The sequence below is a fragment of the Candidatus Phytoplasma australasiaticum subsp. ipomoeae genome (assembly GCF_024425275.1).
GTDB classification, from domain to species: domain Bacteria; phylum Bacillota_I; class Bacilli_A; order Acholeplasmatales; family Acholeplasmataceae; genus Phytoplasma; species Phytoplasma australasiaticum.
The window spans coordinates 64,825-91,815 of sequence record NZ_JALQCV010000002.1 but is presented as its reverse complement, the minus strand read 5'-3'; the positions used below and the strand labels follow the sequence as shown (position 1 = coordinate 91,815).

21 protein-coding genes are annotated in these 26,991 nt (G+C 21.9%); 16 read left to right on the top strand and 5 right to left on the bottom strand.

The genetic code is table 11. The annotated features are described in order from the left end of the window. The first annotated feature begins 3 nt into the window (after positions 1 to 3). Genes rplI through NQK76_RS00380 form a run of 4 tightly spaced genes read left to right on the top strand, consistent with a single transcriptional unit; the run spans position 4 to position 5,560 of the window. Positions 4 to 2,520 carry a 50S ribosomal protein L9 gene (gene rplI, locus NQK76_RS00395; protein WP_255872593.1) on the top strand — a complete coding sequence of 839 codons (2,517 nt, stop codon included), beginning with the start codon at positions 4 to 6 and terminating at the stop codon, positions 2,518 to 2,520. Then, on the top strand, positions 2,517 to 3,884 hold the full coding sequence (gene dnaB, locus NQK76_RS00390; RefSeq protein ID WP_004995218.1) for a replicative DNA helicase: 1,368 nt from the start codon (positions 2,517 to 2,519) through the stop codon (positions 3,882 to 3,884). The genes rplI and dnaB overlap by 4 nt, the downstream gene beginning before the upstream one ends. A gap of 28 nt (positions 3,885 to 3,912) precedes the next feature. Then, a complete protein-coding gene (gene prfA, locus NQK76_RS00385) occupies positions 3,913 to 4,989 on the top strand; it encodes a peptide chain release factor 1 (protein WP_004995216.1) in 1,077 nt (358 codons plus the stop codon). Between the two features lie 7 nt (positions 4,990 to 4,996). Next, complete coding sequence (locus NQK76_RS00380) at positions 4,997 to 5,560, top strand: L-threonylcarbamoyladenylate synthase (protein WP_004995214.1); 564 nt, start codon at positions 4,997 to 4,999, stop codon at positions 5,558 to 5,560. A 17-nt stretch (positions 5,561 to 5,577) separates the two neighbouring features. Here NQK76_RS00380 and NQK76_RS00375 read toward each other — a convergent pair whose 3' ends face one another. The 5 genes from NQK76_RS00375 to NQK76_RS00355 all read right to left on the bottom strand — a co-directional run bounded on the left by NQK76_RS00375 (position 5,578) and on the right by NQK76_RS00355 (position 10,243). Then, complete coding sequence (locus NQK76_RS00375) at positions 5,578 to 6,585, bottom strand: DNA polymerase III subunit delta (protein ID WP_004995212.1); 1,008 nt, start codon at positions 6,583 to 6,585, stop codon at positions 5,578 to 5,580. A gap of 28 nt (positions 6,586 to 6,613) precedes the next feature. Further along, a complete protein-coding gene (locus NQK76_RS00370; RefSeq protein WP_255872592.1) occupies positions 6,614 to 7,549 on the bottom strand; it encodes a tyrosine-type recombinase/integrase in 936 nt (311 codons plus the stop codon). A gap of 52 nt (positions 7,550 to 7,601) precedes the next feature. Further along, positions 7,602 to 8,351, bottom strand: coding sequence for a YitT family protein (locus tag NQK76_RS00365; RefSeq protein WP_004995208.1), 750 nt, complete (start codon positions 8,349 to 8,351; stop codon positions 7,602 to 7,604). Positions 8,352 to 8,575: 224 nt separating this feature from the next. Continuing rightward, positions 8,576 to 9,607, bottom strand: coding sequence for a tryptophan--tRNA ligase (gene trpS / locus NQK76_RS00360; RefSeq protein WP_255872591.1), 1,032 nt, complete (start codon positions 9,605 to 9,607; stop codon positions 8,576 to 8,578). 3 nt (positions 9,608 to 9,610) lie between these two features. After that, a complete protein-coding gene (locus NQK76_RS00355; protein WP_255872590.1) occupies positions 9,611 to 10,243 on the bottom strand; it encodes a hypothetical protein in 633 nt (210 codons plus the stop codon). A gap of 1,564 nt (positions 10,244 to 11,807) precedes the next feature. Between NQK76_RS00355 and nrdE the strand changes: the two genes are divergently transcribed. The 12 genes from nrdE (at position 11,808) to NQK76_RS00295 (ending at position 26,938) form a co-directional block, all read left to right on the top strand. Beyond that, entirely contained in the window at positions 11,808 to 14,348 is a 2,541-nt protein-coding gene (nrdE, locus tag NQK76_RS00350) for a class 1b ribonucleoside-diphosphate reductase subunit alpha (protein ID WP_255872589.1), read from the top strand. 47 nt (positions 14,349 to 14,395) lie between these two features. Continuing rightward, positions 14,396 to 15,853, top strand: a complete 1,458-nt coding sequence (dnaA, locus tag NQK76_RS00345; RefSeq protein ID WP_255872588.1) for a chromosomal replication initiator protein DnaA — start codon at positions 14,396 to 14,398, stop codon at positions 15,851 to 15,853. Positions 15,854 to 15,864: 11 nt separating this feature from the next. Next, positions 15,865 to 17,004: a DNA polymerase III subunit beta gene (gene dnaN / locus NQK76_RS00340; RefSeq protein WP_213680255.1), complete on the top strand. Its 1,140-nt coding sequence runs from the start codon at positions 15,865 to 15,867 to the stop codon at positions 17,002 to 17,004. A 48-nt stretch (positions 17,005 to 17,052) separates the two neighbouring features. Beyond that, positions 17,053 to 18,300 carry a serine hydroxymethyltransferase gene (gene glyA, locus NQK76_RS00335; protein WP_255872587.1) on the top strand — a complete coding sequence of 416 codons (1,248 nt, stop codon included), beginning with the start codon at positions 17,053 to 17,055 and terminating at the stop codon, positions 18,298 to 18,300. 176 nt (positions 18,301 to 18,476) lie between these two features. Further along, on the top strand, positions 18,477 to 18,710 hold the full coding sequence (gene rpmE, locus NQK76_RS00330; protein WP_004995160.1) for a 50S ribosomal protein L31: 234 nt from the start codon (positions 18,477 to 18,479) through the stop codon (positions 18,708 to 18,710). A gap of 35 nt (positions 18,711 to 18,745) precedes the next feature. Beyond that, complete coding sequence (locus tag NQK76_RS00325; RefSeq protein ID WP_004995158.1) at positions 18,746 to 19,327, top strand: thymidine kinase; 582 nt, start codon at positions 18,746 to 18,748, stop codon at positions 19,325 to 19,327. A gap of 42 nt (positions 19,328 to 19,369) precedes the next feature. Continuing rightward, the gene (locus NQK76_RS00320; protein WP_004995156.1) at positions 19,370 to 19,837 is read left to right on the top strand and encodes a nucleoside deaminase; all 468 of its coding nucleotides are present in this window, start codon (positions 19,370 to 19,372) and stop codon (positions 19,835 to 19,837) included. Between the two features lie 237 nt (positions 19,838 to 20,074). Next, positions 20,075 to 20,710, top strand: coding sequence for a hypothetical protein (locus NQK76_RS00315; protein ID WP_004995154.1), 636 nt, complete (start codon positions 20,075 to 20,077; stop codon positions 20,708 to 20,710). 69 nt (positions 20,711 to 20,779) lie between these two features. After that, the gene (mnmG, locus tag NQK76_RS00310; protein ID WP_255872586.1) at positions 20,780 to 22,636 is read left to right on the top strand and encodes a tRNA uridine-5-carboxymethylaminomethyl(34) synthesis enzyme MnmG; all 1,857 of its coding nucleotides are present in this window, start codon (positions 20,780 to 20,782) and stop codon (positions 22,634 to 22,636) included. Continuing rightward, positions 22,629 to 23,246: a 16S rRNA (guanine(527)-N(7))-methyltransferase RsmG gene (gene rsmG, locus NQK76_RS00305; protein WP_255872585.1), complete on the top strand. Its 618-nt coding sequence runs from the start codon at positions 22,629 to 22,631 to the stop codon at positions 23,244 to 23,246. Before mnmG ends, rsmG begins: the two co-directional genes overlap by 8 nt. Before the next feature lie 588 nt (positions 23,247 to 23,834). After that, positions 23,835 to 25,556: a GNAT family N-acetyltransferase gene (locus NQK76_RS00300; RefSeq protein ID WP_255872584.1), complete on the top strand. Its 1,722-nt coding sequence runs from the start codon at positions 23,835 to 23,837 to the stop codon at positions 25,554 to 25,556. Positions 25,557 to 25,768: 212 nt separating this feature from the next. Beyond that, positions 25,769 to 26,938 carry a hypothetical protein gene (locus NQK76_RS00295; RefSeq protein ID WP_255872583.1) on the top strand — a complete coding sequence of 390 codons (1,170 nt, stop codon included), beginning with the start codon at positions 25,769 to 25,771 and terminating at the stop codon, positions 26,936 to 26,938. Positions 26,939 to 26,991: the final 53 nt, after the last annotated feature.

Genomic DNA, 26,991 nt, shown 5'->3' with positions numbered 1-26,991 from the left:
ATTATGTTAACATTAAGAAAAAAAAATCTCAATTATAAAAAAATTTTTTTATTTATAATTTTGATTGGTACATTTCTATATATGACCTTCCTTGACTATGATAACATCAAATTATTAATTCACAACCCAAATAAAGAAATTCAAGAAGTAAAAAAAATTATTATTAAATTGTTTTTTAGTATTCTTGGAAAATTAGTAATCTTTTTTATCTTTTTAAGTATTTATATGCATTTTCAACGTAGTTTAAAAATTAAAAGATTACAAAAAAGATTGGCTTTATGGTCTAAATTATCTTATTATATAGACAAAATAGGTGAAGAAGTTTTTAACGAATTAACTATAGGAATTATAGTGATTAATACCGCTAATAATACTATTGAATGGATAAATACTTACGCAAACAAAATATTTAATAACCCTGACATCAATACATCTTTAAACTTAATCAATAACCAAATGGCTGAATTATTAAATATTAAAGAAAAAGAAAAACAAATAGTTTTAAAAATCAAAGATAAATACTTTGATTGCTTATATAAAAAAGAATTTAATGTTTTTTATCTATTCGACGCAACTCAAAGAGAAAAGGTACAAACTCTTTATCATCGATCAACACCAGCTTTAATATTTTTATCTTTTGATAATTTAGAAAATTCTTTAAAAAATTTAGATTTTTCAGAACAATCACAAATTAAAGTAGAATATTTAAGCGCTATTTCAGATTTCTTCGAAATTTATGAAACTTATTTAAAACAATTATCGGATGATAAATTTTTACTTTTATTAAAAAGAGAACAATTAGAAAATATGATATTAGAAAAATTTTCAATTTTGAAAAATATAAGAAATATTTCTGAAAAATATAAATTAAATATCACTTTATCTATGGGAATCGCTTGCTATAATCTACCTTTTAACCAATTAGCTTATTATTCTCAAAGCGCATTAGAATTAGCACAAAAAAGAGGAGGAGATCAAGTAGTAATTAATATTGAAAATCAAAAAATTCAATATTTTGGAGCGACCAAAACCTCTTTAAATACCAACTCTAAAATAGTATCTAGAGTTAATTCAGAAATCATTAAAGATCTAATTCAAAAACATAATAATTGTTTTTTTATGAGTCATAAAAATCCAGATCTAGATGCTTTTGGTTCTATGATTGCTATTTATAAAATAGCATCTATTCTAAATAGCGATCAAGATCATTATATTATTATAGATACAATTTTTATGGAAAAAAATTTTAAAAATATTTATGAAAATTTAAATAAAGAAAATCCTAAGCTTTTAAAAAATATTATTAATGCTAATAAAGCGAATAAAATAATAAATAAAAATTCCTTAATTATTATTGTAGATAATCAACATTTAGAAATTTTAGATAACAATGAACTGTTAAATTTAACTGATAATATAATTATTATTGACCATCATCGTTCTTCAGAAAAAATTATTTCTAATAAATTCGCTTATATAGATGCATCATCTTCATCAACTGTAGAAATGATAATGGAATTAATATACTTTTTAAATCATCCAGTATACATTTCGCCATTAGAAGCTACTATTATGTATGGAGGAATGATTATTGATACTAACTTTTTTACCTCCCGAACTAGCGCAAGAACTTTAGAAGTAGCATCGCGTTTAATTAATATGGGCGCTGAAAGTCAAAAAATTAAATTATGGCTAAGACAGGATTTTGATCAAATTTTAGAAATGAATAGACTATTATCTCGTATGGAAATTTATATGAAAAAATTTGCTATTATAACCAGTGATAAACCGATTAATGATCGTTCTTTTTTGGCTAAAGTAGCAGAAAATTCTTTAAATGTACAAAATATTGAAGCAGCTTTTGTAATAGGAGAATTATCCGATAATCAAATAGGTATTAGCGCTAGATCATGTAGCGATAATATCAATGTACAAATTATTATGGAGCAAATGAATGGAGGAGGACATATTAATAGCGCAGCCTCCCAAATTAAAAACAGTAATATTGATAATGTTTTATTAGAATTAAAAAACATTTTAAAAAATGAATATCAAGAAGGAAATGAAAATATGAAAATTATTTTATTAGAAGACTTGAGTGATAAAGGTAAAAAAGAAGAAATTATTCAAGTTAATCCTGGTTTTGGTAACTATTTAATTAGAACTAAAAAAGCTCTTTTAGCTAATCCTCAAAATATTAAATATTTAGAACAAAATAAAAAAATAAAAGAAGAAAAAGAACAACAAAAAATTATATTGATGACTAAATTAAAAGAAGAAATAGAAGATAAACAAATTACTTTTCAAATAAAAATTGGCCCAAACGGCGAAATGCATGGCAAAATAACTCCAAAAAATATTATAGATGAACTATATAAAAGTCATAACATTTTATTGGATAAACCCAAAATAATTTTAGATAATGAAATTAATGCCTTAGGTATTTATAAAGCTAATATTATTTTAAAAGATAATATTATAGCAGCCTTAACAATTAACGTAAAAGCTAAAAAATCATGAATGAAAATATAAAACTACCTTATTATGCAGAGGCAGAAAAATCAATTTTAGGAATTATTTTTTTAGAACCTAAACAAATTATTAATGTAATAGGACGTTTGGAAGTTAGTGATTTTTTTAACCTTAATAATCAAAAAATTTTTCAAGCAATTCAAGAATTATTTGAAACATCAAAATCTATTGATTATTATTCAGTATATACATTATTAAAAAATAAAAATATTCATATAGATGGCGGACAAAATTATTTAATTCAATTAGGCGAAATAATTCCATCCATTTATCATTTAGAAACATATATTAACTTAGTAAATGAAGCAGCTGTTAAAAGAAATATCATTCAAACTGCTTCTTCTATTGTGCACGAAGGATTAAATAATCCTGATATTGAACCACAAAAATTTTTAAATTTAGCAGAAGAAAAAATTTTCCAAATTTCTAATAAAAGTAAAACCAATAATTTCATTAAAATAAACAACTTAATCGAACAAGTACAAGAAAACACTATAAACAATTTACAAAATAAAAATATTATTGGTATAAGCACTGGTTATACTAATTTAGATGAAGTAACCTTAGGATTAAAAAAAGAAGAATTAATCATTATTGCTGCTAGACCTTCTATGGGAAAAAGTAGTTTTATGACCAATTTAGCAATTAAAATGGCTCAAAAAAATAATAATGCTCAAACTTATGTAGCAATTTTTAGCTTAGAAATGTCTAATGAACAATTAGTAACAAGGATATTAAGTGCTCAAAGCGAAATACCTCATAAAAATATTCAATTAGGATTGTTAAATCAAAATCAAAGATCTTTGCTAAAATTAACAGCTGATAAATTAAAAAAATTAAATATATATTTTGATGATTCAGTAGCAGTAAATATTTTAGATATAAGAACGCAATGTCGTAAATTAAAACATCAACAAAAATTAGATGTAGTAATTATAGATTATTTACAATTAATCAGAAAAAATAATCAAAATAATCGACAATATGGTTTTAATAATCGACAAGAAGAAGTTTCTGATATTTCAAAAAGCTTGAAACAAATGGCTCGTGAATTAAAAATACCAGTTATAGCTTTATCCCAATTATCTCGAGAAGTAGAAAAAAGAGAAGATAAAAAACCTATTCTATCAGATTTAAGAGATTCAGGGAGTATCGAACAAGATGCTGATATAGTTATGTTTTTATACAGAAAAGGATATTATTCGAAAGAAAAATATAGTGAATATAATATAGACTTAGGGCACACAGAGTTAATTATTGCGAAAAATCGTCAAGGTATTACAAGCACTAAATATTTTAATTTTGATTCTAATTGTTTATTATTTAATGAAACTGACCACTTAATAGAATAAATTAAAATAGGATGATACAATAATTTAGATGTTTGATAAATTAGAATTAATAAAAAAAAAATATTTACAAAATCAAAAAAAAATATTAGAAAACCCAAAAAATTTTCAAAATATTAACTTATTAAAAGAAATGAATAAACTGCAAAAAATTGTTTTTGCTTACGAAGAATATATTCAATTAAAAAAAGAGTATAAAACAATACAAAAAACATTATCTCAAACAAATGATAAAATTTTAGAAGAAGAAATAATCCAATTAGCAGAAACAGAAAAAAATAATTTAATTATCAAAATTAAAAACAAAACTAATCAATTAGAAAAACTATTATACCCAGAACAATATAACGCAGAAGATAAACAAGATGTAATTGTAGAAATTAAAAAAGGCATAGGTGGGCAAGAAGCTAATTTATTTGTATCAGATTTGTTTAGAGCTTATAAAAAATATATAGAATATAAAAAATGGAAATTAGAAATTATCAATTTATTATCTACATCTAAAGAAGGTATTTCGTCTGTTGAATTTGTAATTAATGGAAAAAATGTATTTTATTATTTAAAATATGAATCCGGAATACATCGAGTACAGCGTATCCCAAAGACAGAAAATAAAGGCAGAATACACACATCTACAGTAAAAATATTAGTAATTCCTAATGATAACCATCAAAAAATAGAAATTAATTGGAATGACATTAGAGTGGATACTTTTAATGCTAGTGGCCCTGGGGGACAATCTGTAAATACCACTAAATCAGCAGTTCGATTAACTCATTTACCTACAGGTATAAGCTCATCATGTCAAATAGCAAAAAGTCAACATGATAACAAAGAAAAAGCTTTTCAATTATTAACTAATAAAATTTATTATCAACAACAATCTGAACAAAAACAAAAACAAAATCAAATTAAAAAAGATTTAATAGGTAAAAGTGATCGAAGCGAAAAAATAAGAACTTATGATTATCCCAACAATAAAATAACAGATCATAGAATAAATTTATCAATATATCAGTTAAATGAGTTTATGGAAGGTAATATTGATTTAATAATAAAACCTTTAATAGATGAATTTCAAAAACAAAAATGGAAAGATAACTTTTAACTAATTTATGAAAAACTTTAATAATATAATTATTTTCCCTACAGACACTGTATATGGAATGGGCGCTCCTTGGTATGACACTCAAAGTTTAAATAAAATTTACCAACTAAAAAAAAGATCTCTAAAAAAACCGATGGCCCTCTTATTTTATAATTTAAAACAAATCGAAAATCTTGTTGAAATTAATAATCAAATTGTCAAAATATACAAACAATTTTGGCCAGGACCTTTAACTTTAATAGTTAAAGCAAAAAAACAATATTTCCGAATAACCCAAGAAAGCAAAATCGGAATTAGAATGCCAAATCATCCTATAGCTTTAGAAATATTAAAAAAAGAAGGACCTTTAAAAACTACTTCTGTTAATAAAAGCGGAGAAAAACCTATAAATGATTTCCAAATTATTAAAAATATTTATCAACATGAAGTTAAAAAAATTTTTCCAAATAATTATACTTCATCCAACACACCATCTACAGTAATTGAAATCAACGATAATAATTTCAAAATTTTAAGAACAGGATCAATCAATTTAGAAAAATTTACCGAAACATTCATTTCTCTAAAATAAAAATAAATAAAATTATATTAAAAATTATCATCTAAATCTTGATCATAAATAACCTGCTGTAAAAAAATATTTAAACATTCATGATATTTAATAACACCAATTTTCAATTTATACAAAAATTTAAAATTTAACAAAAATAATTCATAAAGAGATTTTATATTTAAATTATTAATTTCTTTTAAAAAAAAAGAAGTTTTAGCAAAAGAAAATTTACATAAATAAGATATCGTTAGAATATTATTATCATTTTGCGAATAAAAATAAATTAAAATTAATTCTTGTAAAGTTTTCATTAATTGAAAAAAAATGGAAAAAAAATTTTGAAATTTATTTGTTAAATTGTTAAATAATAAGTAACTTTCTAATATTTTTTTATCTACCAATAATTTAATTAAAGATAAAATATTTTGATCGGATTCATTAAAAATTAATTCTTTAATTATTTTTGAATCATGAATTATTTTATCTTCGATATAATAAGATTTAATTTTATTAATTTCTTGTTCTAATAAAAATAAATCATCTTGATAATGATTAATTAATTTTTTAGTCAAAATAGGTTTTATATGTGAAGATATTTTAAAATTATCATATTCAAATGTTTTCAAAATATATTCATATAATTCTCGATAATTATTAATAGAAAAAATTTCTTCCACATGCATAAAAGGTTTTAATTTATTATAAAAAAACTTAAAATTAACATTATTACAATCTAAACTAATAAATAGAATAATTTTTTTTTGAGGATTTTTAATAAAATTAAACAAAAAAGAAAAATCCAATTTATTCTTTAATTCGAATAAAGCAGAAATATTTTCTATAAAAATAATTTTTGTATTTAAAAAAGGATTAAAAGTATATAAATGTTTTTGAATGTCTGAAATAATTTCAAAATATTTAACAACATTAAAATTAAAATACCAAAAAGAATAATTTTGATCAGCAGCTAAAGAAATAATTTTTTGTTTTCTTTTTTCTAAAAAAAATAATTGCTTATAACATAACAAGTTAGCGGAAAACACTTATTATCACCTCTATCACTAAAAAAAATCAATCAGAATTAATAGCACGCGGATGACACTTTAAATAAACCTTTTTTAAACGTTTTTGACTAATATGAGTATAAATTTGAGTAGTAGTTATATCTTCATGACCTAAAATTTTTTGTAACATTCTCAAATCCATGCCATTTTCTAACAAATGTGTAGCAAAAGAATGTCTTAAAGTATGCGGAGAACATGAAGATAATTTAGATAAACTAATATTCTTTTTAAAAATTTTATAACATCCTTGTCTAGACAAACGAAAACCTTGATAATTTAAAAAAACCCAATTGTTTTCTACCCTTTCGGATGATTTTAATAAAGGTCTAATTTTTTTTAAATAATAATAAAATAATTTTGCAACATGTTTAGTTATAGGAACTAATCTTTCTTTATTTCCTTTTCCAATAACAAAAATCTGAAATTTGTCCAAATATAAAGACGATAAAGTTAAACTTAAAATTTCAGATATTCTTAAACCAGAACTATACATTAACTCAAACATTAATTGATCACGAAAATTAATTAACGAATTGCTATCATTATTAATTTGATTTAAAAAATTTAAAAATATAATAATTTCGTCTGCTGACAACACAACTGGTAATTTTCTATTAATCTTAGGAATTTTCCAATTTTCAACAATATTACGATTTATACATTTTTCTAAAAACCAAAAATGATGTATTTTTTTAATAACAACAATCTTGCGCGCTACCGTTCTACTACTTAAATTATTATTTTGAGAAATATAATTAATAAAATCCGAAACATGATTTTTTTTTATTTTATTAGGAAAATTTAATTTTAACATATAAAACAAAAAATTTAAATATTGTTTAGCATCTATCAAATAAGCATCAACAGTATTACATGACAATAATAATTCCTGCAATAAATAAATTTTAAATTTTTTCAAAGTATTTTCAATCGTTATATTCACAATAAATTCCTTATTTTAAAAAAATAATCAAATTTTATATTCTAATATAAATTCAAATAACTAAATACATAAAAAAAGTTGTCAAAGGTATTTTAATTAAATTAGTTAAAAGAATAGATTCCCAATAAAATTCTTTTGTTGTAGCATAAATTAAAAAAGTAGCAATAATAGAAATCAAATAATTAAAAATACAAGTAATAAAAGAAATATCTTTTTTTTTATAAATATACAAATATTTAGAAATAATATCTATACCACCGGTAGAACCACCAATTCGAATACAAATTCCACCAATAATACCAGTTATCAAAGATACAATAAAAACTCTCAATAAATTACTAAACCAAAATTTCCCTTCATAATCAAAAATACCAAAAAAATTTTGCATTTTATTAAAAATAATTCCATTATTACCATTAATTAAAATAGTTAAAATAGTTAAAAACAGAAAAATAAAAATAGTGTTACAAAGAGTAGTAATATTAAATTTACTGTCTAACTTAGGAAAAGCAATAAACATAAATAAGATAAAATTAATAAAAAGATAAAAAAACGCCGCAAAAAAACCTACAAATAAAGAATTACATTTAAAAATATCAAAATTACTTTTTAAAACTTTGGCAATAGCATCACCAATACCATGAACACCTGTAACATATAAATTTATTTTATAATTACCACTTACAAAAAGAACATCTGCTAAACAATAGAAAAAACATAAAAAAATATTAATTAAAATAAAATTAAAATTAATTTTTTTATTTTCGGAAAGATTGATGGTATTTTCTTTTTTTTTAAACACAAAAAAATAACCTTTTCTAATTGATTTATAATAAATTATCGTTAATAAAAAATAAATAAATAAAAAATTCAAAATTTTTTATAACAATTGATAAAAAAAATGTATTTATATGTGTAGATTATATCATAATATAAAGAAAATCCAAAAAAATATTTCTATTTATTTTTAAAAAATATTTTTTAAACATTTAAAAATATATAAACATTTATAATTTAAAAAAATATTTAAATAGAATATTTAATTCCTAAAATTTTTCTAATTTTATTAATTTTTTGTCGAGATATTTCATTAGCTTTTGAAGCGCCATTAGCAAAAGTCTTTTCTAAAATTTCATTATTAATCAAATTTTTAAAATTATCTTGAATAATTTTAATTTTTTCCAAAATTAAAGATGCTAATTTTATTTTAAATTCTTTATAAGAATAATTAACAAACAAACTCTCTGCTTGAGAAATTTCAATACCATTTAAACCGGCATAAATTTTTAATAAATTAGAAATTCCGGGTTGTTTTTCGGGATTATATTTTATTTCACCTATATCATCTGTTACCGCTTGCATAATTTTTGTTCTAATGTTATTTAGATCTTCTAACAAAAAAATACAACCTTTATCTTTTTCTTTATCCAAAAAAAAACTTTTACTCATTTTCTTATCAGGATGAGTTAAAGAATTAATAGTATAGCCTATTTTTAAAAATTCTGGAATTTTAAAAATATCACCATAAAAAGAATTAAAACGAATAGCTAAATCACGAGTTAATTCCAAATGTTGTTTTTGATCTTTACCTACTACAACAATATCAGCATCATAAAGTAAAATATCGGATGCCATTAAAATAGGATAGGTTAAAAGAGAAACTCTTACATTAGATGAATTTTTTTTCTTTTTTTCTTTAAATTGAATCATTCTGTTCAATTCTCCTAAATAAGTATTACATTCTAAAATATAACTTAAATAAGTATGAGCAAAAACATCCGATTGAAGAAAAAAAGTTGTTTTAGATAATGATAAACCAGAAGATAACAAAATAGCTGCCATATTACGTATTATTTGTTTCAAATCAAATTTTTTATCAAAAGTTGTTAAAGCATGCAAATCAGCAATAAAAAAATAAAACTCATATTGTTCAGCAAATTTCTTTTGCAACAATAATAAAGGTTGGATAATTCCAAGCCAATTACCTAAAGTCAAATCTCCGCTAGGTTTTATACCAGTAATAATAATTTTATTTTTTGCCAAAGATTGACTAATCATAAATTAAAATCCTTTTTTAACCGATTTATTCTTAATTTTAAAAATAATATAAAAAACTATAGAAAATAATAAAAATAAAACAAATTCTCTAATAAAAACTGCTAATTTTCCATGAAAATAACTTATCCCAAAAATAGGTTCTCCGAAAATTTTATTTTCATGAAAAGGATAATCACATTGAATGTTAGCATAAGGGAACCAACATTGATTAAATATACATTTAACACCAAAAAAAGTTTTAAAAGGGTCTAATAAAAATAAAAAATATAAAAATAAATAAATAACAGGATGAATAAAAGATAAAAAAATTTCTTTGGTTTTTATTTTTGATATTTTCAGGTAAATAAAAATTATAAAAAAATTTAAAGGAACGATAGTGTGTTGAATAATACTTAAAAAATGACTTTCATAAATATTTTTAAAAAAATTTATATCAAAAATAACATTTTTTTTAAAATAATTAAAAAAAATACTAAAATCATTGTACGTTGTCCAAATTGGAGCAAGTATCATATTATAAACACAAAAAGTTAATAAAGAATTAACTAATGTTATTAAAATAAAAATTTTTTGTTTTTTTTTATTTTTTATTTCTATCAAAAAAGTACATAAAGTATAAAAAATAGATAAAATCATTTGGTTAGTGAAAAATCTATAATGAGAAATTATTTTTTTAAAAATTTCTTTTATGTCAAAAAAAGGATTTTTATAAAAAATAATAATATATATATCAGAAAAAATTGTAAATATTATCAAAAATAATAGTAATTTAAAAATAAATTTATTTTTAATATTTAAGAAATTCAAATAATCTTGTTTATATTGTGAATTTATAGAATTTTTAATCATAATTATTAACTATGTTTTTAATAAAAAAACCTTTCTAATGTTTAAAAAACATGAAAAAATCATTTTTTAATATAAATTTAATGTAAATGATTTTTTAACTATTTCTTTATTTTAAATTATATAATTAAAAAAAACATTTTTAACATAATAAAATTTAATATTTTTTTAATTTTTATTAAATTTATATAAATTAAAACTATTTAATTTAAAGAATATATAAAATTAGATAATTATTGTTCACTAAAAAAATTTAGTTTTTTTATATATCTTTTATTTCAAAAAATATTAACAAAAATATATTTTTATGAATTTTATTTATATAAATAAAAAAAAACAAAAAACTTTAAAAAAAATGTGAATAAGTTTTAGATATAAAATAAAAAAAAATGTATTTTACAATATTTTTGATTTAAAAAAAAAAATATTTTTTTTGAATAAGTAACTTGAATAAGTCTTAATAAATAATAAATTTTCATTATTTTTAGATTTTTTTATTTTTATAAAATTTATTTTTTAACAAAAATATTTGTTTTTTAATAAAAATATTTGAAATCTAAAATAAAATTGTGAATAAGTTGTGAATAAGTAGGTTATTTTTTATATTAAAATGTGAATAAGTAGGTTAAAAATGTGAATAAGTAGGTTAAAAATGTGAATAAGTAGGTTAAAAATGTGAATAAGTTATTTGTTGAAAATACAAAAATATAAGATTAATACTATATTTTTAATCTATTATATTTAATATTTCTATTCAAATGCATTAAATAACAATAAAGATATATAATTATATATTATTAAATAATATTAAAATAATATAATTTTAATTATATTTATTATATAAATTTATATAAATTAAATTTATTAAATTTATAATTTTAAAATTATTTTTAAATAAAAAATGTAATTATTTTAATAAATTTAAAATAATTAAAAAAAATTAAAATATTTATATAAAATAAAATAATTTAATATCAATAAAATGGCTATCATTTATGTTTATATATAAATTAATTTATATTTAAAAAAATATTTTAATATTATATGAATTGAAAAATTTTTATATAATAATAATTAGTGTTTAGTTATTGGTTATTTTTTTTAAAATTATTTATTTAATTTTGAGAAATATTTTAAAAAACATAATTAATTTTATAATTAATTTTCTGAGTTTGTTTTTTTTAATTTTATTGAATTTTTATTTAATTAAAATAAGTTTATTTTTTTGTCATAAATTATATTTATGTATTGTTTTTATAATTATTTGTTTTAGTTTAATAGAATTGTTTATGTTATATAATAGAATTATTAAAAAAATGATAATAATTTAAAATTGGGAATTAAGTTGATATGGGTGATTATTTTGAAGATTGTTTATGATGGATTAAAACACGGTAATATTTATGATTTTGTCAAAAAATTAGATTATCCTAGTGAACATATATCAGAATTTGTTAATAATAATGAGGAAATTATTTTAATAATTAAAACGGTTGGTTTTGGAGAATTATCTCAAGAAGCTAGGGATTTTTTAATTAAATATTCTCATTTAGTCATAGGTGTAGCTTCCTCTGGTAATAAAAATTATGGTTCTAATTATGCTAAAGCCGGTGATGTTGCTTCTAAAGATTTTGGTATTCCTTTGATTATGAAGTTCGAAGGTAGAGGTTTTACAGAAGATATTGAAAAATTAAATAAATGGCTGAAAAATTATAATAAATCAGGAGTTAATATGGGAGTTAATTGTAGTTTAGATGATAAGTATAAAAATTTTGTTAATGATAAAAATAAATTTTGCAATGATACTTCAATTCCTCATTGGATTATTTTAAATAATCAAATTATAGACGAAGAAGGTAATATTAAAGATCTTAATAAAGATTTAGAGGCTTTAGAGAGTTATTTATCTGAAGAAATTAAACCTAAATTAAAAAGATTTGAAAGTTTATCGGATAAATTAAAATTTTTAATTAATAATGAATATTATGAGGAAGAATTTTTAAAATTGTATTCTTATAGTCAAATTAAAGAAATTTATAAAATAGCATATGATTATAATTTTAATTTTAATTCTTTTATGAGTGCTTATAAATTTTATAAAGATTATTCTTTAAAAACGCGAGATAAAAAAAATTATTTAGAAACTTATGAAGATCGTTTAGTTATTAATGCTTTGTATCATGCTTCTGGAGATTTTGAATTGGCTAAAAAATTAATTAGTAATTTAATTAGACAAAATTTTACTCCAGCTACTCCGACTTTATTGAATAGTGGACTTAAAAAAAGAGGGGAATTTGTTTCTTGTTTTCTTTTAGAAGCTGGAGATTCTTTGAATGACATATCTCGTATTATAGAATTTACTATGCAATTATCTAAGATAGGTGGCGGCGTTTCAATTAATTTATCTAATTTAAGAGCTAAAGGAGAATCTATTAAAGGAATTGCTAATGCATGCAAAGGAGTTATTGGAGTAGCTAAAATTTTAGATTATGTTTCTCGTTATGCAGATCAAATGGGTCATAGGTTAGGAGCTGTTGCTATTTATTTAAGCGCTCATCATGCTGATATTTTAGATTTTTTAAACTCCAAAAAATTAAATGCAGATGACGATATTAGATTAAAGACTTTATCTTTAGGTGTTGTAGTTTCTGATAAAATGATTTCTTTAGCTAAAAATAATAAAATGATGGCTTTGTTTTATCCTCATAGCATTTATAAAAAATATAAAATGAATTTTGCAGATGTTAGCGTTGATATGGATAAATGGTATGATATTTTGGTTAATGATTCTGATATTGATAAGAAATTTATAAATCCTAGAAATTTATTAGAAATGATTGCTCAATTACAAGGTGAATCAGGATATCCATATATTATGTTTTGTGATAATGCTAATAAACAAAATACTTCTAGCGGAAAAATTAAATTTTCAAATTTGTGTACAGAAATTTTACAACCTTCTTTAACTTCTCATTATGCACCTTATGATCAACGAGATCAAGATATCATAGGTATGGATATTTCTTGTAATTTATCTTCTGGTCATATGGGTAATATGATTAAAAATAAAAATATTAAAGAGACTGTTTTTTTAGCTATGGAATTAATGAATTCGGTTTCTGAAAAAAGCAATATTCATTATGTTCCAGGTGTATGCAAGGCTAATAGATTAAATAGAAGTGTTGGCTTTGGTATGATGGGTCATCATAGTTTTTTAGCGGAAAATATGATAGAATTCGGAAGTGATGAAAATTTGGAATTAATTGATGTTTTTTTTAATGCTGTTAATTACTATTCTTTATTACACTCTAATTTAAAAGCAAAAAAAACAGGTAAAAAATTTTTTCAGTTTGAATTATCAACGTATGCTAGTGGTGAATATTTTACAAATAGGAAAGCTATTCTGCCTACATTTCCGAAAATTAAAGATATTTTTAAAGATATTGAATTACCTACTGACAAAGATTGGCAGGAATTACGTAAAAGTGTAATTAAATATGGTTTATGGAATTCACATAGATTGGCTATAGCTCCTAATGGTTCTATTGGTTACGTTATGTCTACTACTTCTTCTTTAACACCTATTAAACAATTAGTAGAAGAAAGAACTTATGGTAATTCTAAAACTTATTTTCCAGCGCCTTACTTATCTGATGTTTCTTTTATGTACCAAACTGCTTATCAAATAGATAAATTTAAATTAATAAATGTTATAGCGGTTGCTCAAAAACATATAGATCAAGGTATTTCTTTAGAGTTGTGTATTAATTCTGATATGAATACTAGGGAATTGCAAAAAATTTATTTATATGCTCATCATAAAGGTATAAAAACTCTTTATTACACTAGAACCCGAAAATTAAAATTATCCGAATGCGAAGCATGTTCTATTTAATTATTTTTTTTAGATAAAAAAAATATTTTCCTAAGGAGAAAATGATTATGGCATTGTCGGTAAGACAAGTTTTAGATAAAGTGGTAGAAGAATTGTCTTTAAGGTGCAGTCCAGAAGTTTTTAAAGCTAATTTTATTAATATGAAAAATCCTTATAAAATAGAAAAAAATACTATTTTTATTTTGGTTAGTGATTTTATTAAAACTAAAATTCTTTTGATGAATTATTTAGATTTAATTCATGAAATCTCTAAAAAATATTCTGATGCCGACATATTTTTTAAATTTTTGTCTGATGAGGATTTATTATCTAATTCCGATAAAAATACCGCTAATAATCCTATAAAAACAACTGATTCGGATAATAATGTGGATTTATTACATGTCGATCACTCTTATGATTTAAAGGAATTTGAATTAGATTATAAAGATGATTATTATTCTGGTTTAGAATCTAAGTATAATTTTGATAATTTTGTTACAGGGGAAAGTAATGATTTTACTTTTAGAATTGCTAAAAAAACCGCTAATGAAGAAGTATTATTACGAGCAAATCCTTTATATATTTTTGGAGATGTTGGCTTGGGAAAAACTCATTTAATGCATGCTATAGGTAATTTTATGATTAAAAAAGATCCTCATAAAAAAATTTTGTATGTTAAAGCCGAAGGATTTATGGAAGAATTTACTTCTAAATTAAAGCAAGATAAAATGGAAGAATTTCATAATAAATATCGAAATTTAGATGTTTTATTAATAGATGATATTCAAATGATGGAAAATGCTAAATATACACAAATAGAATTTTTTAAACTTTTTGATCATTTGAATTCTCAACGAAAACAAATAGTTATTACTAGTGATAAACCTGTAACCCAGTTAAAAAAAATTATGGGAAGATTAACAAATCGTTTTCAATCAGGATTAATAGGGGATATTAAGAAACCTGATCATCAACATTGTTTAGCTATTATTCAGAAAAAATTGTTAGCAATGCCAAGTAATTTAAGGAATAAATTAAGTATGGAGGTATTGAATTTTATTTCTTCTCATTTTGGAGATAATATTCGTGAATTAGAAGGAGTTTTGTTGCGTTTACTGAATTATACTCAAATTTATGGATTAGAAATGAATTTAACTAATTCATTAATCGCTTTAGAACCTTTATTAAAAAATAAAAATAATATTTCTCCCGAAGAAACTGATATTAGAAAAATACAGAAAGTTGTTAGCAGATCTTTTAATATTAAAGTTAGTGATTTAAATGGTCATTCTAGAGATCCTCAATATTCTTTGCCTCGCGACATAGCTATTTATTTAATCAAAGAGAGAAATAAAATTTCTAATGAAATGGTGGGATTTTTATTTAATAAGAGGCATTATTCAACTATTTCGAAATCTTATCGCAGAATAAAAAATAAAATTAAAGTTGATCAAAATTTAGAACAAAATATTCAGAAGATAATGGTAAAGTTAAATAATGATAATCTTACTTTGGAGGGTTAATTCGAATAATTATGCATTTTGAAATTACAAAGGAAGTTTTATTACATTCTTTATTACAAATTTATAAAATACTTCCACCTAAAACTCTTTTTCCTATTTTTCATTATATAAAAATTAAAGCTTTAGATAATGTTTGTTATTTAGAAGCTATGGATTATAATAAAAATATTCAATTACAAATTAAGGATACTGATTTGGTTGTTAAGCAAAATGGTTCTTTAGTTATTATAGGTAAACATTTAGTAGATATTATAAAAAAAATTGATTCTTGTTCTTTAGAAATGACTCTTGTCGAAGATTATTTATTATTTATTAATTCTAAAAATTCTGAATATAAATTAAAAGTAATTGATTTACAACTTTTCCCTCCTGTTAGTTTTGATTTTCAATCTGATAAATTTTTTGCTATTAAAAATGAAATTTTAAAGAAAATTATTAAAGAGGTTAATGTTGCTGCTTCTCGTGATAAACAACAAAAAACCCTTATGGGAGTTAATTTTATTTATGAAAATTCTCTTTTAAGAGTTTTGGCGACAGATACTTTTAGAATTGCACAAAAAGAAATATCATTAGATTTGAATTATTTTGATTTCAATATCACTGTTTCTTATAAAAATTTGGAGGAATTATATAAATTATTAGAGTATCAAAAAGATGAGTTAGTGCATATATCAATTAATCAACAAAAAATGATTTTACGTTGTGATAATTTATTATTTCAAACGACTCTTTTAGAAGGTAAATATCCCGCTTGGCCTATTATTAAAGTTAGTTCTTTTCCGTTTTTTGTAAAAATGAATAGATTAGATTGTTTGAAAACTTTAGAAAGAGTTTCTTTAGTACTTACCAAAGAGGAAAATATTTTTTCTAATATTATTAGATTATATATTCGATTAGATAATATTATAGAAATTTCGGCTAATAGCGATGAAATTGGTCAAGCTTCGGAACAATTAAATGCTATTGAGGTTTTTGCTAATGAAAATGTGGAAACTTTTTTAAATGTTCAACATTTAGAAGATATTCTGAAGGTATTTACCGTAAAAGAATTCAAAATTATTTTTGATAGTTTTGCTACATCTTTTGTTATTTGCAGTGAAGAAGATAACAGTATGCTTTATTTAGTATTTCCTGTTGTTGGCCAAAGCTAAATCATTAATTTTAAATGTTGAAGAATAAAATAGCGATGATGGTTTAATATGAATTATTTGAAAAAAAACGACACTCTTATATATGATTTAATTTTAAAAGAAAAAAAAAGACAAGAAGAGTGTTTAACGTTAATTGCTTCTGAAAATTTTACATCTCCATCTGTTTTAGAAGCTCAAGGAAGTGTATTAACAAATAAATATGCAGAAGGTTATCCTAATAAAAGGTATTATAATGGTTGTTATTATGTTGACGAAATTGAAAAAATAGCTATTTTAAGGGCTCAGAAATTGTTTAATGCTAGGTATGTTAATGTTCAACCTCATTCAGGAACTCAAGCTAATATGGCTGTTTTACAAGCTTTATTAAAACCAAATGATGTTATTTTAGGTATGTCTTTGGATGCAGGAGGTCATTTGACTCATGGTTCTGTTTTAAGTTTTTCTGGTATTTTTTTTCGTTCTTTTGGTTATAATGTTTCCCCAAAAACAGAAATTATTGATTATGATAATGTTCTTAAAATAGCTTATCAAGTAAAACCTAAATTAATAATAGCTGGAGCTTCTTCTTATTCCAGAAAGATTGATTTTGTGAAGTTTCGTCAAATAGCTAATAAAGTTAATGCTTATTTAATGGCGGATATTGCTCATATAGCTGGATTAATAGTAAGCAATTTGCATCCTTGTCCTTTAATGGCTAAAGCTGATGTAGTTACTTCTACCACGCATAAAACCCTTAGAGGTCCTAGAGGAGGGATTATTTTAACTAATAATTTAGAAATTCATAATAAAATTAGTAAAGGTATTTTTCCAGGAACACAAGGGGGACCTTTAATGCATACTATTGCTGCTAAAGCAGTTGCCTTTCAAGAAGCTTTAAAAGATGATTTTATATTATATCAAAAACAAGTAGTTAAGAATGCTTTTGCTTTAGCTAAACGTTTATCTTTTTTAGGTTATCGTGTAATTAGTGGCACTACAGAAAATCATTTGTTAATGATTGATGTTACTTATAATAATTCAAATTTAAATGGTAAAATTGTTGCAGACGTTTTACAAAAAGTTAATATTATAGTTAATAAAAATTTTATTCCTTTTGATAAAAATAAAGGTTTTTGTCCTTCGGGGATTAGATTAGGTACTGCTGCTATGACTACTAGAGGTTTTAAAGAAGCTGAATTTATTAAAGTAGCTGATATGATAAATTATGCTTTACAAAATTATAAAAATGATATGATTCTCGATCAAATAAAGAAAGAAGTTTTATTATTAATTATTAAATTTCCTTTATATCATTAAAAATGATTATAGTATTTGATTTTATTAAATTTTAATTTAATTTTTATTTTTTAATTAAATCTCTTTAATATGTTAAAATGTATTAGTAAATATTTTTGGAAAATTTTAATTATTGATATTATTTATATTTAACTTGTAAAAAAATATTATTTATTTATTTGGAAAGGATTTAATTTATGAAAAAGAATATTCAACATCCCAATTTTTATGAAATCGAAGTTTCTTGTGCTACTTGTCATAAAAAACATAAAATAGGGACTACTGTGCAAAAGATCAAAATTGAAACTTGTTCTAATTGTCATTCTTTTTATACTAATTCTCAATCTTTTGTAACAGTGGCTGGTAGAATTGATAAATTTTATAAACGTTATGGAAAATCCTCAGTTAAAAAAGATGAAAAATCAAATTAATTGATATTGATTTGCATAGAAAGGTTATCTTTATAATGATGGTGGTAGATGAAGAAGGTTTTGTTGAAGTTATTTGTGGTCCGATGTTTTCAGGTAAAACAACTGAATTAATTAAACGCATTAATTTTTTAAAAACTTTGCAATTACAATTTTTAGTTTTTAAACCATTTATTGATAATCGTTATTCATGTAAAAGCGAGTTAATTAATCATAATTTAGAAACAGTTCCTGCTATTTTAATTCATCAAAGTAAAGAAATTTTTAATTTTATAAAACCTGGGGTTGATGTTATCATCATTGATGAAGCTCAATTTTTAGATTCTGAAATTGAAAAAATTATTAATGATTTATCCTATAAAGGTATACGTATTATTATAGCTGGTTTAGAATTAGATTTTCGTGGTAGACCATTTGGTTCTATGCCATATTTGTTATCTATTGCTGATAGAGTTACCAAATATAGATCTTATTGTTTTATTTGTGGTAAAAAAGCATCTCGTACTCAAAGAATTTATTCTAATTTAAAAGATAAGTTTACACATGAAGAAGAACCAGTAATTTTAGTAGGCGGTAAAGATTATCATGAACCTTGTTGTCGTAAATGTCATAAGTTTTAATTTATTTTTATAATAATATTTATTTTAAGTTTGAATGTGGTTATGAAAAAAAAACATTTTTGGTTTATGCAAGAAGCTTTTATTGAAGCTAAAAAAGCTTTTGAAAAGGGAGAAGTTCCTGTAGGTGCTGTTGCGGTAATAGATGATAAAATTGTAGCTAGAGCTCATAATAATACAGAAAATAGTCAATTATTTTTTAGTCATGCAGAATTTTTAGTTCTTATAGAAGTTAATCGCCAATTAAGAAGTTATCGAATGAATATGGTAAATATTTATGTTACTTTAGAGCCTTGTATGATGTGTTTCGGAGCTTTAATTCAATCTCGGGTTAATAAAATTTATTATAGTGCTTCTAATATTAATTTTAATTTTTATAATAATTTTTTGTATACTTACAATAATTTAAAATATCATGAAAAATTTGTTAAATTATTTATTTTTGAATCAGAAAGTCAGAATATTTTGAGAAAATTTTTTGCTAATTTAAGATACAAACAGTCTTATAATTGATTTTTTTGATGTATAATAATTGGCGTAATGGTTTTTTAATTTTTTTAATTATAATTTAATAATTTTTTTTAAAAATCACCATTCAATGTTAATTAAAATGAATTTGATCAGGTCTTAATTGAAGCAGTCATAAATTTTATTGCATGTGGATGGTGATTTTTAAGAAAAATTGTTATATAATTTATATATAAAGATAATTTAATTTTTAATAAAAAAAATAGGAATAGGTTTAATAATTTGAGTTTTAATTTGTGGGATAAAAATAAATTTCAACTTTTGCCTTTAGTTTTTGATTCTGTAAAAGGTGATCCTTTTTATGAGGATTTATATGAATTTGATCAAAAAAAGGTTAAAATTCAATTTTATGATTTGAAGCAAAATGAATATCAAGATAGTTTTATTAAATTAAATCAATACGTCATTTGGACTTTAAAAGATCATGTTTATCGAGTTTTTATAGATAAATCTTATTATCAAAAATTTGATATTTTATATCAACCTAAGGTTAATATTTTTTTTATTAAATATATTTTTTCTTCTTTAAAAACTTATAATTCTATTCTATTAAGTAGATACTTTTATATGTTATGCGGATTTTTATTTTATATAATTAATACTATTGTATGTTTTAAATTATCTTTATTTTTAGGTAATTTAAAATTATTTTTAATATTTTTGTTTTTTTTATTATTTTTAACTTTCTCTTTTTGTTTGATTAAATATCAAAATAATCTTTTCTTGAAGAAGAAACAAAAATTATTACAAGAATTTAAAAATAATGTTGAAATATTACTAGGTAAAGAAAAAACGGAAAAAATTTTATTAGAACATCAAGAATATTTAAATTTTATATCAAATAAAAACAAAAAATGAAGAAATTTATTATTTTTATTAGAGATTTAATTTAAAAAATGACAATTATTTCAGAAAGGTATGCTGGAAATGAAATATTACCAAAGTATTGTAGTCGGTGGTGGTCATGCCGGTGTAGAAGCTGCTTTAGCTTTAGCAAAACAATCGCATAAAACTTTATTAATCACTGGCAATTTACAACAAATAGCATCTTTACCTTGTAATCCTTCTATAGGTGGCCCGGCTAAAGGTGTTGTTGTTAGAGAAATTGATGCTTTAGGTGGTATCATGGGTAAAGCTGCTGATATTTGTCAAATTCAAATGAAAATGCTTAATACTTCTAAAGGGCCAGCTGTAAGGAGTTTAAGAGCCCAAATAGATAAAATTAAATATCCTATGTTTATTTTAGAAACGCTTAAAAAAACTCTTAACTTAACTTTAATGGAGGCTTTAGTAGAACATTTAATTATTCCAGAAAATGACTTATGTGTTAAGGGAGTAAAATTAACTAATGGTGAAGTTATCTATAGTGATATCGTTATCTTAACTACAGGAACTTATTTAACAAGTAAAATTTTAATAGGTTCTCAAGTTATCAATTCGGGTCCTAATAAAGCTCCTACTACTTATAACATAAGTAAACAATTAATAAAATTTGGAATGGAAGTTATTCGCTTGAAAACAGGCACTCCGCCGAGAGTTCATAAAGATACTATAGATTATACTCAAACTGTTGAACAATCAGGTGATAAAGTTTTACAAACTTTTAGTTCTCCTCCAGTTATTGATAATTTAGGTGTACAGAAATTATGTTTTTTAACGCATACTAATGAAAATACTCATCAATTAATTCGTCAAAATTTACATAAATCAGCTATGTATAGTGGTTATGTTTGTAGCTCTGGTCCTCGTTATTGTCCTTCTATAGAAGATAAAATAGTACGATTTTATGATAAAAATAGACATCAATTATTCATTGAGCCTGAAAGTTTGTTATCTGATGAGATGTATTTACAAGGACTTTCTATGAGTATGCCTGCCGAAGTACAAGAAAAAATTTTAAAAACTATTCCAGCTTTTTCAAAAGCAAAAATTATTAAATATGCTTATGCTATTGAATATGATGCTTTTAATCCTAATCAACTTTTTCATACTTTAGAAAGTAAAAAAATTAAAAATTTATTTTTGGCTGGTCAAATTAATGGTACTAGTGGTTATGAAGAAGCTGCTTGTCAAGGATTAATTGCAGGAATTAATGCCGCTTTAAAACTAAAAAATAAATCTCCTTTTATATTAAAACGAAATGAAGCTTATATTGGCGTTTTAATTGATGATTTAATTAATAAGGGAACGTATGAACCATATCGTTTATTAACTTCTAGAGCTGAATTCCGTTTATTATTACGGCATGATAATGCAGATTTAAGGTTAATGCCTTATGGTTTTAAATTTGGATTGATTGATCATAAAACTTTTGATTGGTTAAAAAACAAGCAAATGCAAATCAATTATTTAAAAGAAAAGTTACATAATTTTTATTTGGATGCGGATAGTTTATATAAATTTAACATTAATTCTGATTCTCGTCGTATTAGTTTATATCAGTTATTAAAAAGATCTGATTTAAAAGAAGATATTTTAAATAATTTTTTTGCATCTCAATATTCTGTTGATGTTTTAGAACAAGTGGGTATTCAAATTAAATATGAAGATTATATTTTAAAATCAGAAAAAGAAGTTAAAAAAAATTCTCATTTAGAAGAAAAAGTTATACCTAATAATATTGATTATAAAATTATTAAAAACCTATCTCAAGAAGCTAAAGAAAAATTAACGAAAATTAAACCTTTTAATATAGCTCAAGCTTCACGTATTTCTGGAGTTAATCCTGTTGATATTAATATTTTATTAATTTATTTGCAAAAGTATAGTGATTCTCATGTATAAATTCGAGTTACAAAATAAATTCAAATTAAACCAATTACAAATGATGCAATTTGATAAATATTCTATTTGTTTGCGGCATTTCAATAATAAAATGAATTTAACTTCAATATTAGAACCAGATTTAATATATATTAAACATTTTTATGATTCTTTGTTGGTTTCTTCTTTAGTTCGTTTTGATCAAATTAATTCTTTGTGTGATATAGGTACAGGAGCAGGTTTTCCAGGAATCCCTTTAAAAATTTTATTTCCTCATTTAAATTTATTTTTAATTGAATCTTCATATAAAAAAACTATTTTTTTAAATTTTTTAGTTAAAGAATTATCTTTGCAAAATGTTTATATTTATCATCAAAAAGTAGAAAAACATAATTTTCGATATGATTATCTTATAACTAGAGCTTTAGGAAAATTAAACGTTATTTTAAATTTAATTTATCCATTATTAAATGTTAAAGGTAGTTTTATTGTTATGAAAGGTCCTAATTATCGTCAAGAGTTTATAAATGATAAAGTTTTTGATAAATTTCAATTAAAAGATAAACATGTTATTGTTTTACCTAATCAATTGGGAACTAGAGTAAATTTATTATTTAATAAATTAATTTAATTTGATTTTTGTTTGTTAATTATGATTTAGAATTTATAATTATCAATATATTTGGTTAATATATAATTTTTGTTGATTTTAGTTAATATTTTATCTTATTATTTAAATTTAATTTTTGTAATTATTATCTTTGGTTGTAAATTGAATTATTTGATTATAATATTTTAATTCAAATAGGAAGCACAGATATATAATGATAAAATTTAATCGACAAAATTTAGATATTTGTAATCAGTGTATTGGTTTTATTTTAAATAAATTTATTATTATTTTTAATATTTTTAAATGGGATTTTGGAATAATTTTAGTTGTTCGCTCCGGTTATATCTAGTTAATTTTTGTTTGATTAAATAAATTTTAATTTTTTATGAAAAATTTATTTTTAATTTAAGATTTATTTTTACATTCTTTAAGATTTATGAAATTTATTTATTTTTTTATTAATTATTTTATGTTTTATGTTCGTTTAAAAATAATTTAAGTAATTTCTCGATTGTATTTGATATTGATTAAGATACATTTAGTTATTATCATCATTTATTTATTATTTTTTATTCGAAAACAGAAAAGGATTAATATAGAATTTTCATGAATAAGTTATGGGAAAATATTTCTTACCTTGTGATGGTTTTTTGCATTACTAGTAGTATTTTTTTAATAGGAGTTATTGTTGTTAATTATGATAATATAAATAATGACAATGATGACAATAATGTTGTTAATTATGATAATATAAATAATGACAATAATGATCAATATGTTGTAAGTACGAATACTAATAACAGAAATTCAAATGTTCGTAAAGATGGTAAAAAAGATCAAAAACAACGTTCTGCAGGTCAACAACAGGTGCAAAAATCAGATCCTAATATTCAGCGAGATGATGCTTTTGTATTAAGTGACGAGCAATTTCAAGATCAACCGATTATAGAAGAACCATTTTCACAAGAAAATCACGAAATAAATGCTCAAAATTTTCAAGAAAATGATAATTTTAATGCGGATGAACAAGAAAATGTTCAATCTAATGATGTTTCAGAACAAGAATTTGATTCAATTGATAATATAGAAGACTCTTCAGTATCTCAACAAGAAAAAATAGAGGATATTGGAACAAATAATAAACTTTCGGCTTTTCGTCGAAGATATTTTAATGATCCACACTTTTATCAATATATTGAAAAGGTTTTGCAATGTCAACCAGTTACTTGGAATAATTTAAATTCTGAAGATTTATTTTCATTTTTTCAAGAAGAACCGGATAAATTTTTTAATGCTGAACAAAGAAACGCAATTATTACATCTTATTTAGCTGATCATAATATCAGAATGCTTTTAAAAGATTATATCAATAATACCCCTATTCGTTTTTCACAATTAATCAAATTTGGATTTACTTGGGAACAACTAGCTTTTTATTTTGAATTTATAAATCCAAATTTTCATAAATATATTCAAAAGATTTTAAACGGTCAAAATATTGTATGGCGTGAATTAGGTACTATTCATAGTCGGGATTTAATGGTATTTTTCAAAGCAGAACCGGATAAATTTTTTACTAAAGAACAAAGAAATAGAATTATTAAATCTTATTTGAAAAATTATGATATTCGATCAGATTTAAAAGAATGTATCAAAGAGAATCATGATCTTTTTTCACAATTGATAAAATTTGGATTTACTTGGGAAGAATTATCTTTTTATTTTGAATTTGAAAATAAAAATTTTGCAATATATATTAATAAGGTTTTAAAAGGGAAAAAAAATTTATATATAAATCCAAAAGATTTAAATATTAAAGATTTAACGGTATTTTTTACTGAAGATTCTGATAAATTTTTAACTTCTAAACAAAAAAAATTGATTATTAACTCTTATTTAGCTAATTATAATATTAGAATGCTTTTAAAAGAATATATTAGACAAAATCCTAATAGTTTTCAGTTATTGAAAAAATTTGGATTTACTTGGGAACAACTAGCTTTTTATTTTGAATTTAAAAATCGATTTTTTCATGAATATATCCGAGCAGTTTTAAAAGGTGAAAAAATTGAATGGTATAAATTAATGGAGCTTAATGAGCATGATTTTGTTGTGTTTTTTGATGAAGAGCCAGATAAATTTTTTACTCCCGAACAAAGAAAAATGATTATTGAATCTTATTTATCAGATCATAATATTTTATCCATGTTAGCAGAAGATATTAGAAAAGATTTGAGTTTTTCTTTAAAATTAATGAAATTCGGATTTAGTAACAATCAAATTAGTCAAATTTATAATCAACTTTATAGTAGTTTAATTTTAGTTTAATTTAATAATAAAATAATATGAAAAAATAATAATAAATAGATAATTATTATTTTGTAAACTTATTATTTTAAATGTTCATTTAATTATTGTAGAGTTATTGTTTTTTATTTGGTAAAATTAATCGAGATAAATTTTAAAAAATTTTATCTCGATTATTTATTTTTTTGTTTTATAATAAGTCCATTTAGTTAAGGAATATAAAAATATTTTATATGAATATTAAAAAAATTTTTAATTATAGAATTATTGTATCCATATTTAATTTGTTGTTGATTGGTGGAATGTTATTTGCCATTTATGCTAATTCTCAAAAACAACAACAATCTAATGAAATTAAATTATTTTCTGACAATAAACTTTCTTCTAATAATAAATATAATGATGATTTAAAAAAATTTATTTCCGAAAAATCATCATTTTCGATTGATCAAGAATTATTTGACAGTTTTAGAAATGCTTTACGAAAAAAAATTTTTAATAATGGTGAATTAGTAGGTTTGAAAATATATGAACATTCGTATGATCAGTTCCCTATTATGTTCGAGGAATATAATAAAAAAAATTTTATAAAAAAGGTTACTAAATACAACAATATTGATGGTGTTAAATTATATAATATTGAATATATTTATGATAAATCAAAAGTTATTAATAAAGTTAAAAAAATTTATAACCATTTAGAGCAAATTATTCAAATAGAGGAATATAATGTTGATTATAGTTTGCATCAACAACAACCTATTGATCTTTTGATGAAAGTTACTAAATATAAAAATTTAAATAATATTTCATCTATTATTGAATATATTTACGATAATAAATCAAAAAAAGTTATTAATAAAAATGTAAATATTTATAATGATTCAGGCAAACTTATTTCTAAAGAAAGCTATAATATTATTGATGGTTCGGATATACCATTTTTGAGAAAAAAAATTGGTTATTCTACTAAAAATGGCATAATTGAATCTATTGTTGAATATTTTGAATTATCTGATAATAAACAAGCTACTATTATAAGGTTATTTAATAATGGTGTTCTTACTAAAACTATCAAAAAAGAAACTGATTTGTTAGCTAATAAAGTAACTAAAATTGTTTATAAAGATGGTAATAATAAAGTGTTTAGAATTGATACATATGATGTACAAAAACAAGTTTGGTGTTCTGATGTCTATAAAAATGGAATAATTGTAGATAAACGTTGTGAAGATAAAATTAATAATTCTTATAAACATTATCAAAAATCACAAAATAAAGATGATTTATTACTTATGGATGAAAAAGTTTTGGATAAACAAAATAATGTTGTGGATAAACAATATATTTATAAAGCTGATGGCGAATTAAAAACGATTTCATCAAAAACAAATTTTTATTAAAAAAATATTTTTTATTATTTAATTAGATTAAAAAAAGTAATTAATTTTTAATT

What these genes read in the sequence shown, in the direction of transcription:
- rplI (WP_255872593.1), top strand. Translation starts at nt 4, where the DNA reads ATGTTAACATTAAGAAAAAAAAATCTCAATTATAAAAAAATTTTTTTA.
- dnaB (WP_004995218.1), top strand. Translation starts at nt 2,517, where the DNA reads ATGAATGAAAATATAAAACTACCTTATTATGCAGAGGCAGAAAAATCA.
- prfA (WP_004995216.1), top strand. Translation starts at nt 3,913, where the DNA reads ATGTTTGATAAATTAGAATTAATAAAAAAAAAATATTTACAAAATCAA.
- NQK76_RS00380 (WP_004995214.1), top strand. Translation starts at nt 4,997, where the DNA reads ATGAAAAACTTTAATAATATAATTATTTTCCCTACAGACACTGTATAT.
- trpS (WP_255872591.1), bottom strand. Translation starts at nt 9,607, where the DNA reads ATGATTAGTCAATCTTTGGCAAAAAATAAAATTATTATTACTGGTATA.
- NQK76_RS00355 (WP_255872590.1), bottom strand. Translation starts at nt 10,243, where the DNA reads ATGATTTTATCTATTTTTTATACTTTATGTACTTTTTTGATAGAAATA.
- dnaA (WP_255872588.1), top strand. Translation starts at nt 14,396, where the DNA reads ATGGCATTGTCGGTAAGACAAGTTTTAGATAAAGTGGTAGAAGAATTG.
- dnaN (WP_213680255.1), top strand. Translation starts at nt 15,865, where the DNA reads ATGCATTTTGAAATTACAAAGGAAGTTTTATTACATTCTTTATTACAA.
- glyA (WP_255872587.1), top strand. Translation starts at nt 17,053, where the DNA reads ATGAATTATTTGAAAAAAAACGACACTCTTATATATGATTTAATTTTA.
- rpmE (WP_004995160.1), top strand. Translation starts at nt 18,477, where the DNA reads ATGAAAAAGAATATTCAACATCCCAATTTTTATGAAATCGAAGTTTCT.
- NQK76_RS00325 (WP_004995158.1), top strand. Translation starts at nt 18,746, where the DNA reads ATGATGGTGGTAGATGAAGAAGGTTTTGTTGAAGTTATTTGTGGTCCG.
- NQK76_RS00320 (WP_004995156.1), top strand. Translation starts at nt 19,370, where the DNA reads ATGAAAAAAAAACATTTTTGGTTTATGCAAGAAGCTTTTATTGAAGCT.
- mnmG (WP_255872586.1), top strand. Translation starts at nt 20,780, where the DNA reads ATGAAATATTACCAAAGTATTGTAGTCGGTGGTGGTCATGCCGGTGTA.
- rsmG (WP_255872585.1), top strand. Translation starts at nt 22,629, where the DNA reads ATGTATAAATTCGAGTTACAAAATAAATTCAAATTAAACCAATTACAA.
- NQK76_RS00300 (WP_255872584.1), top strand. Translation starts at nt 23,835, where the DNA reads ATGAATAAGTTATGGGAAAATATTTCTTACCTTGTGATGGTTTTTTGC.
- NQK76_RS00295 (WP_255872583.1), top strand. Translation starts at nt 25,769, where the DNA reads ATGAATATTAAAAAAATTTTTAATTATAGAATTATTGTATCCATATTT.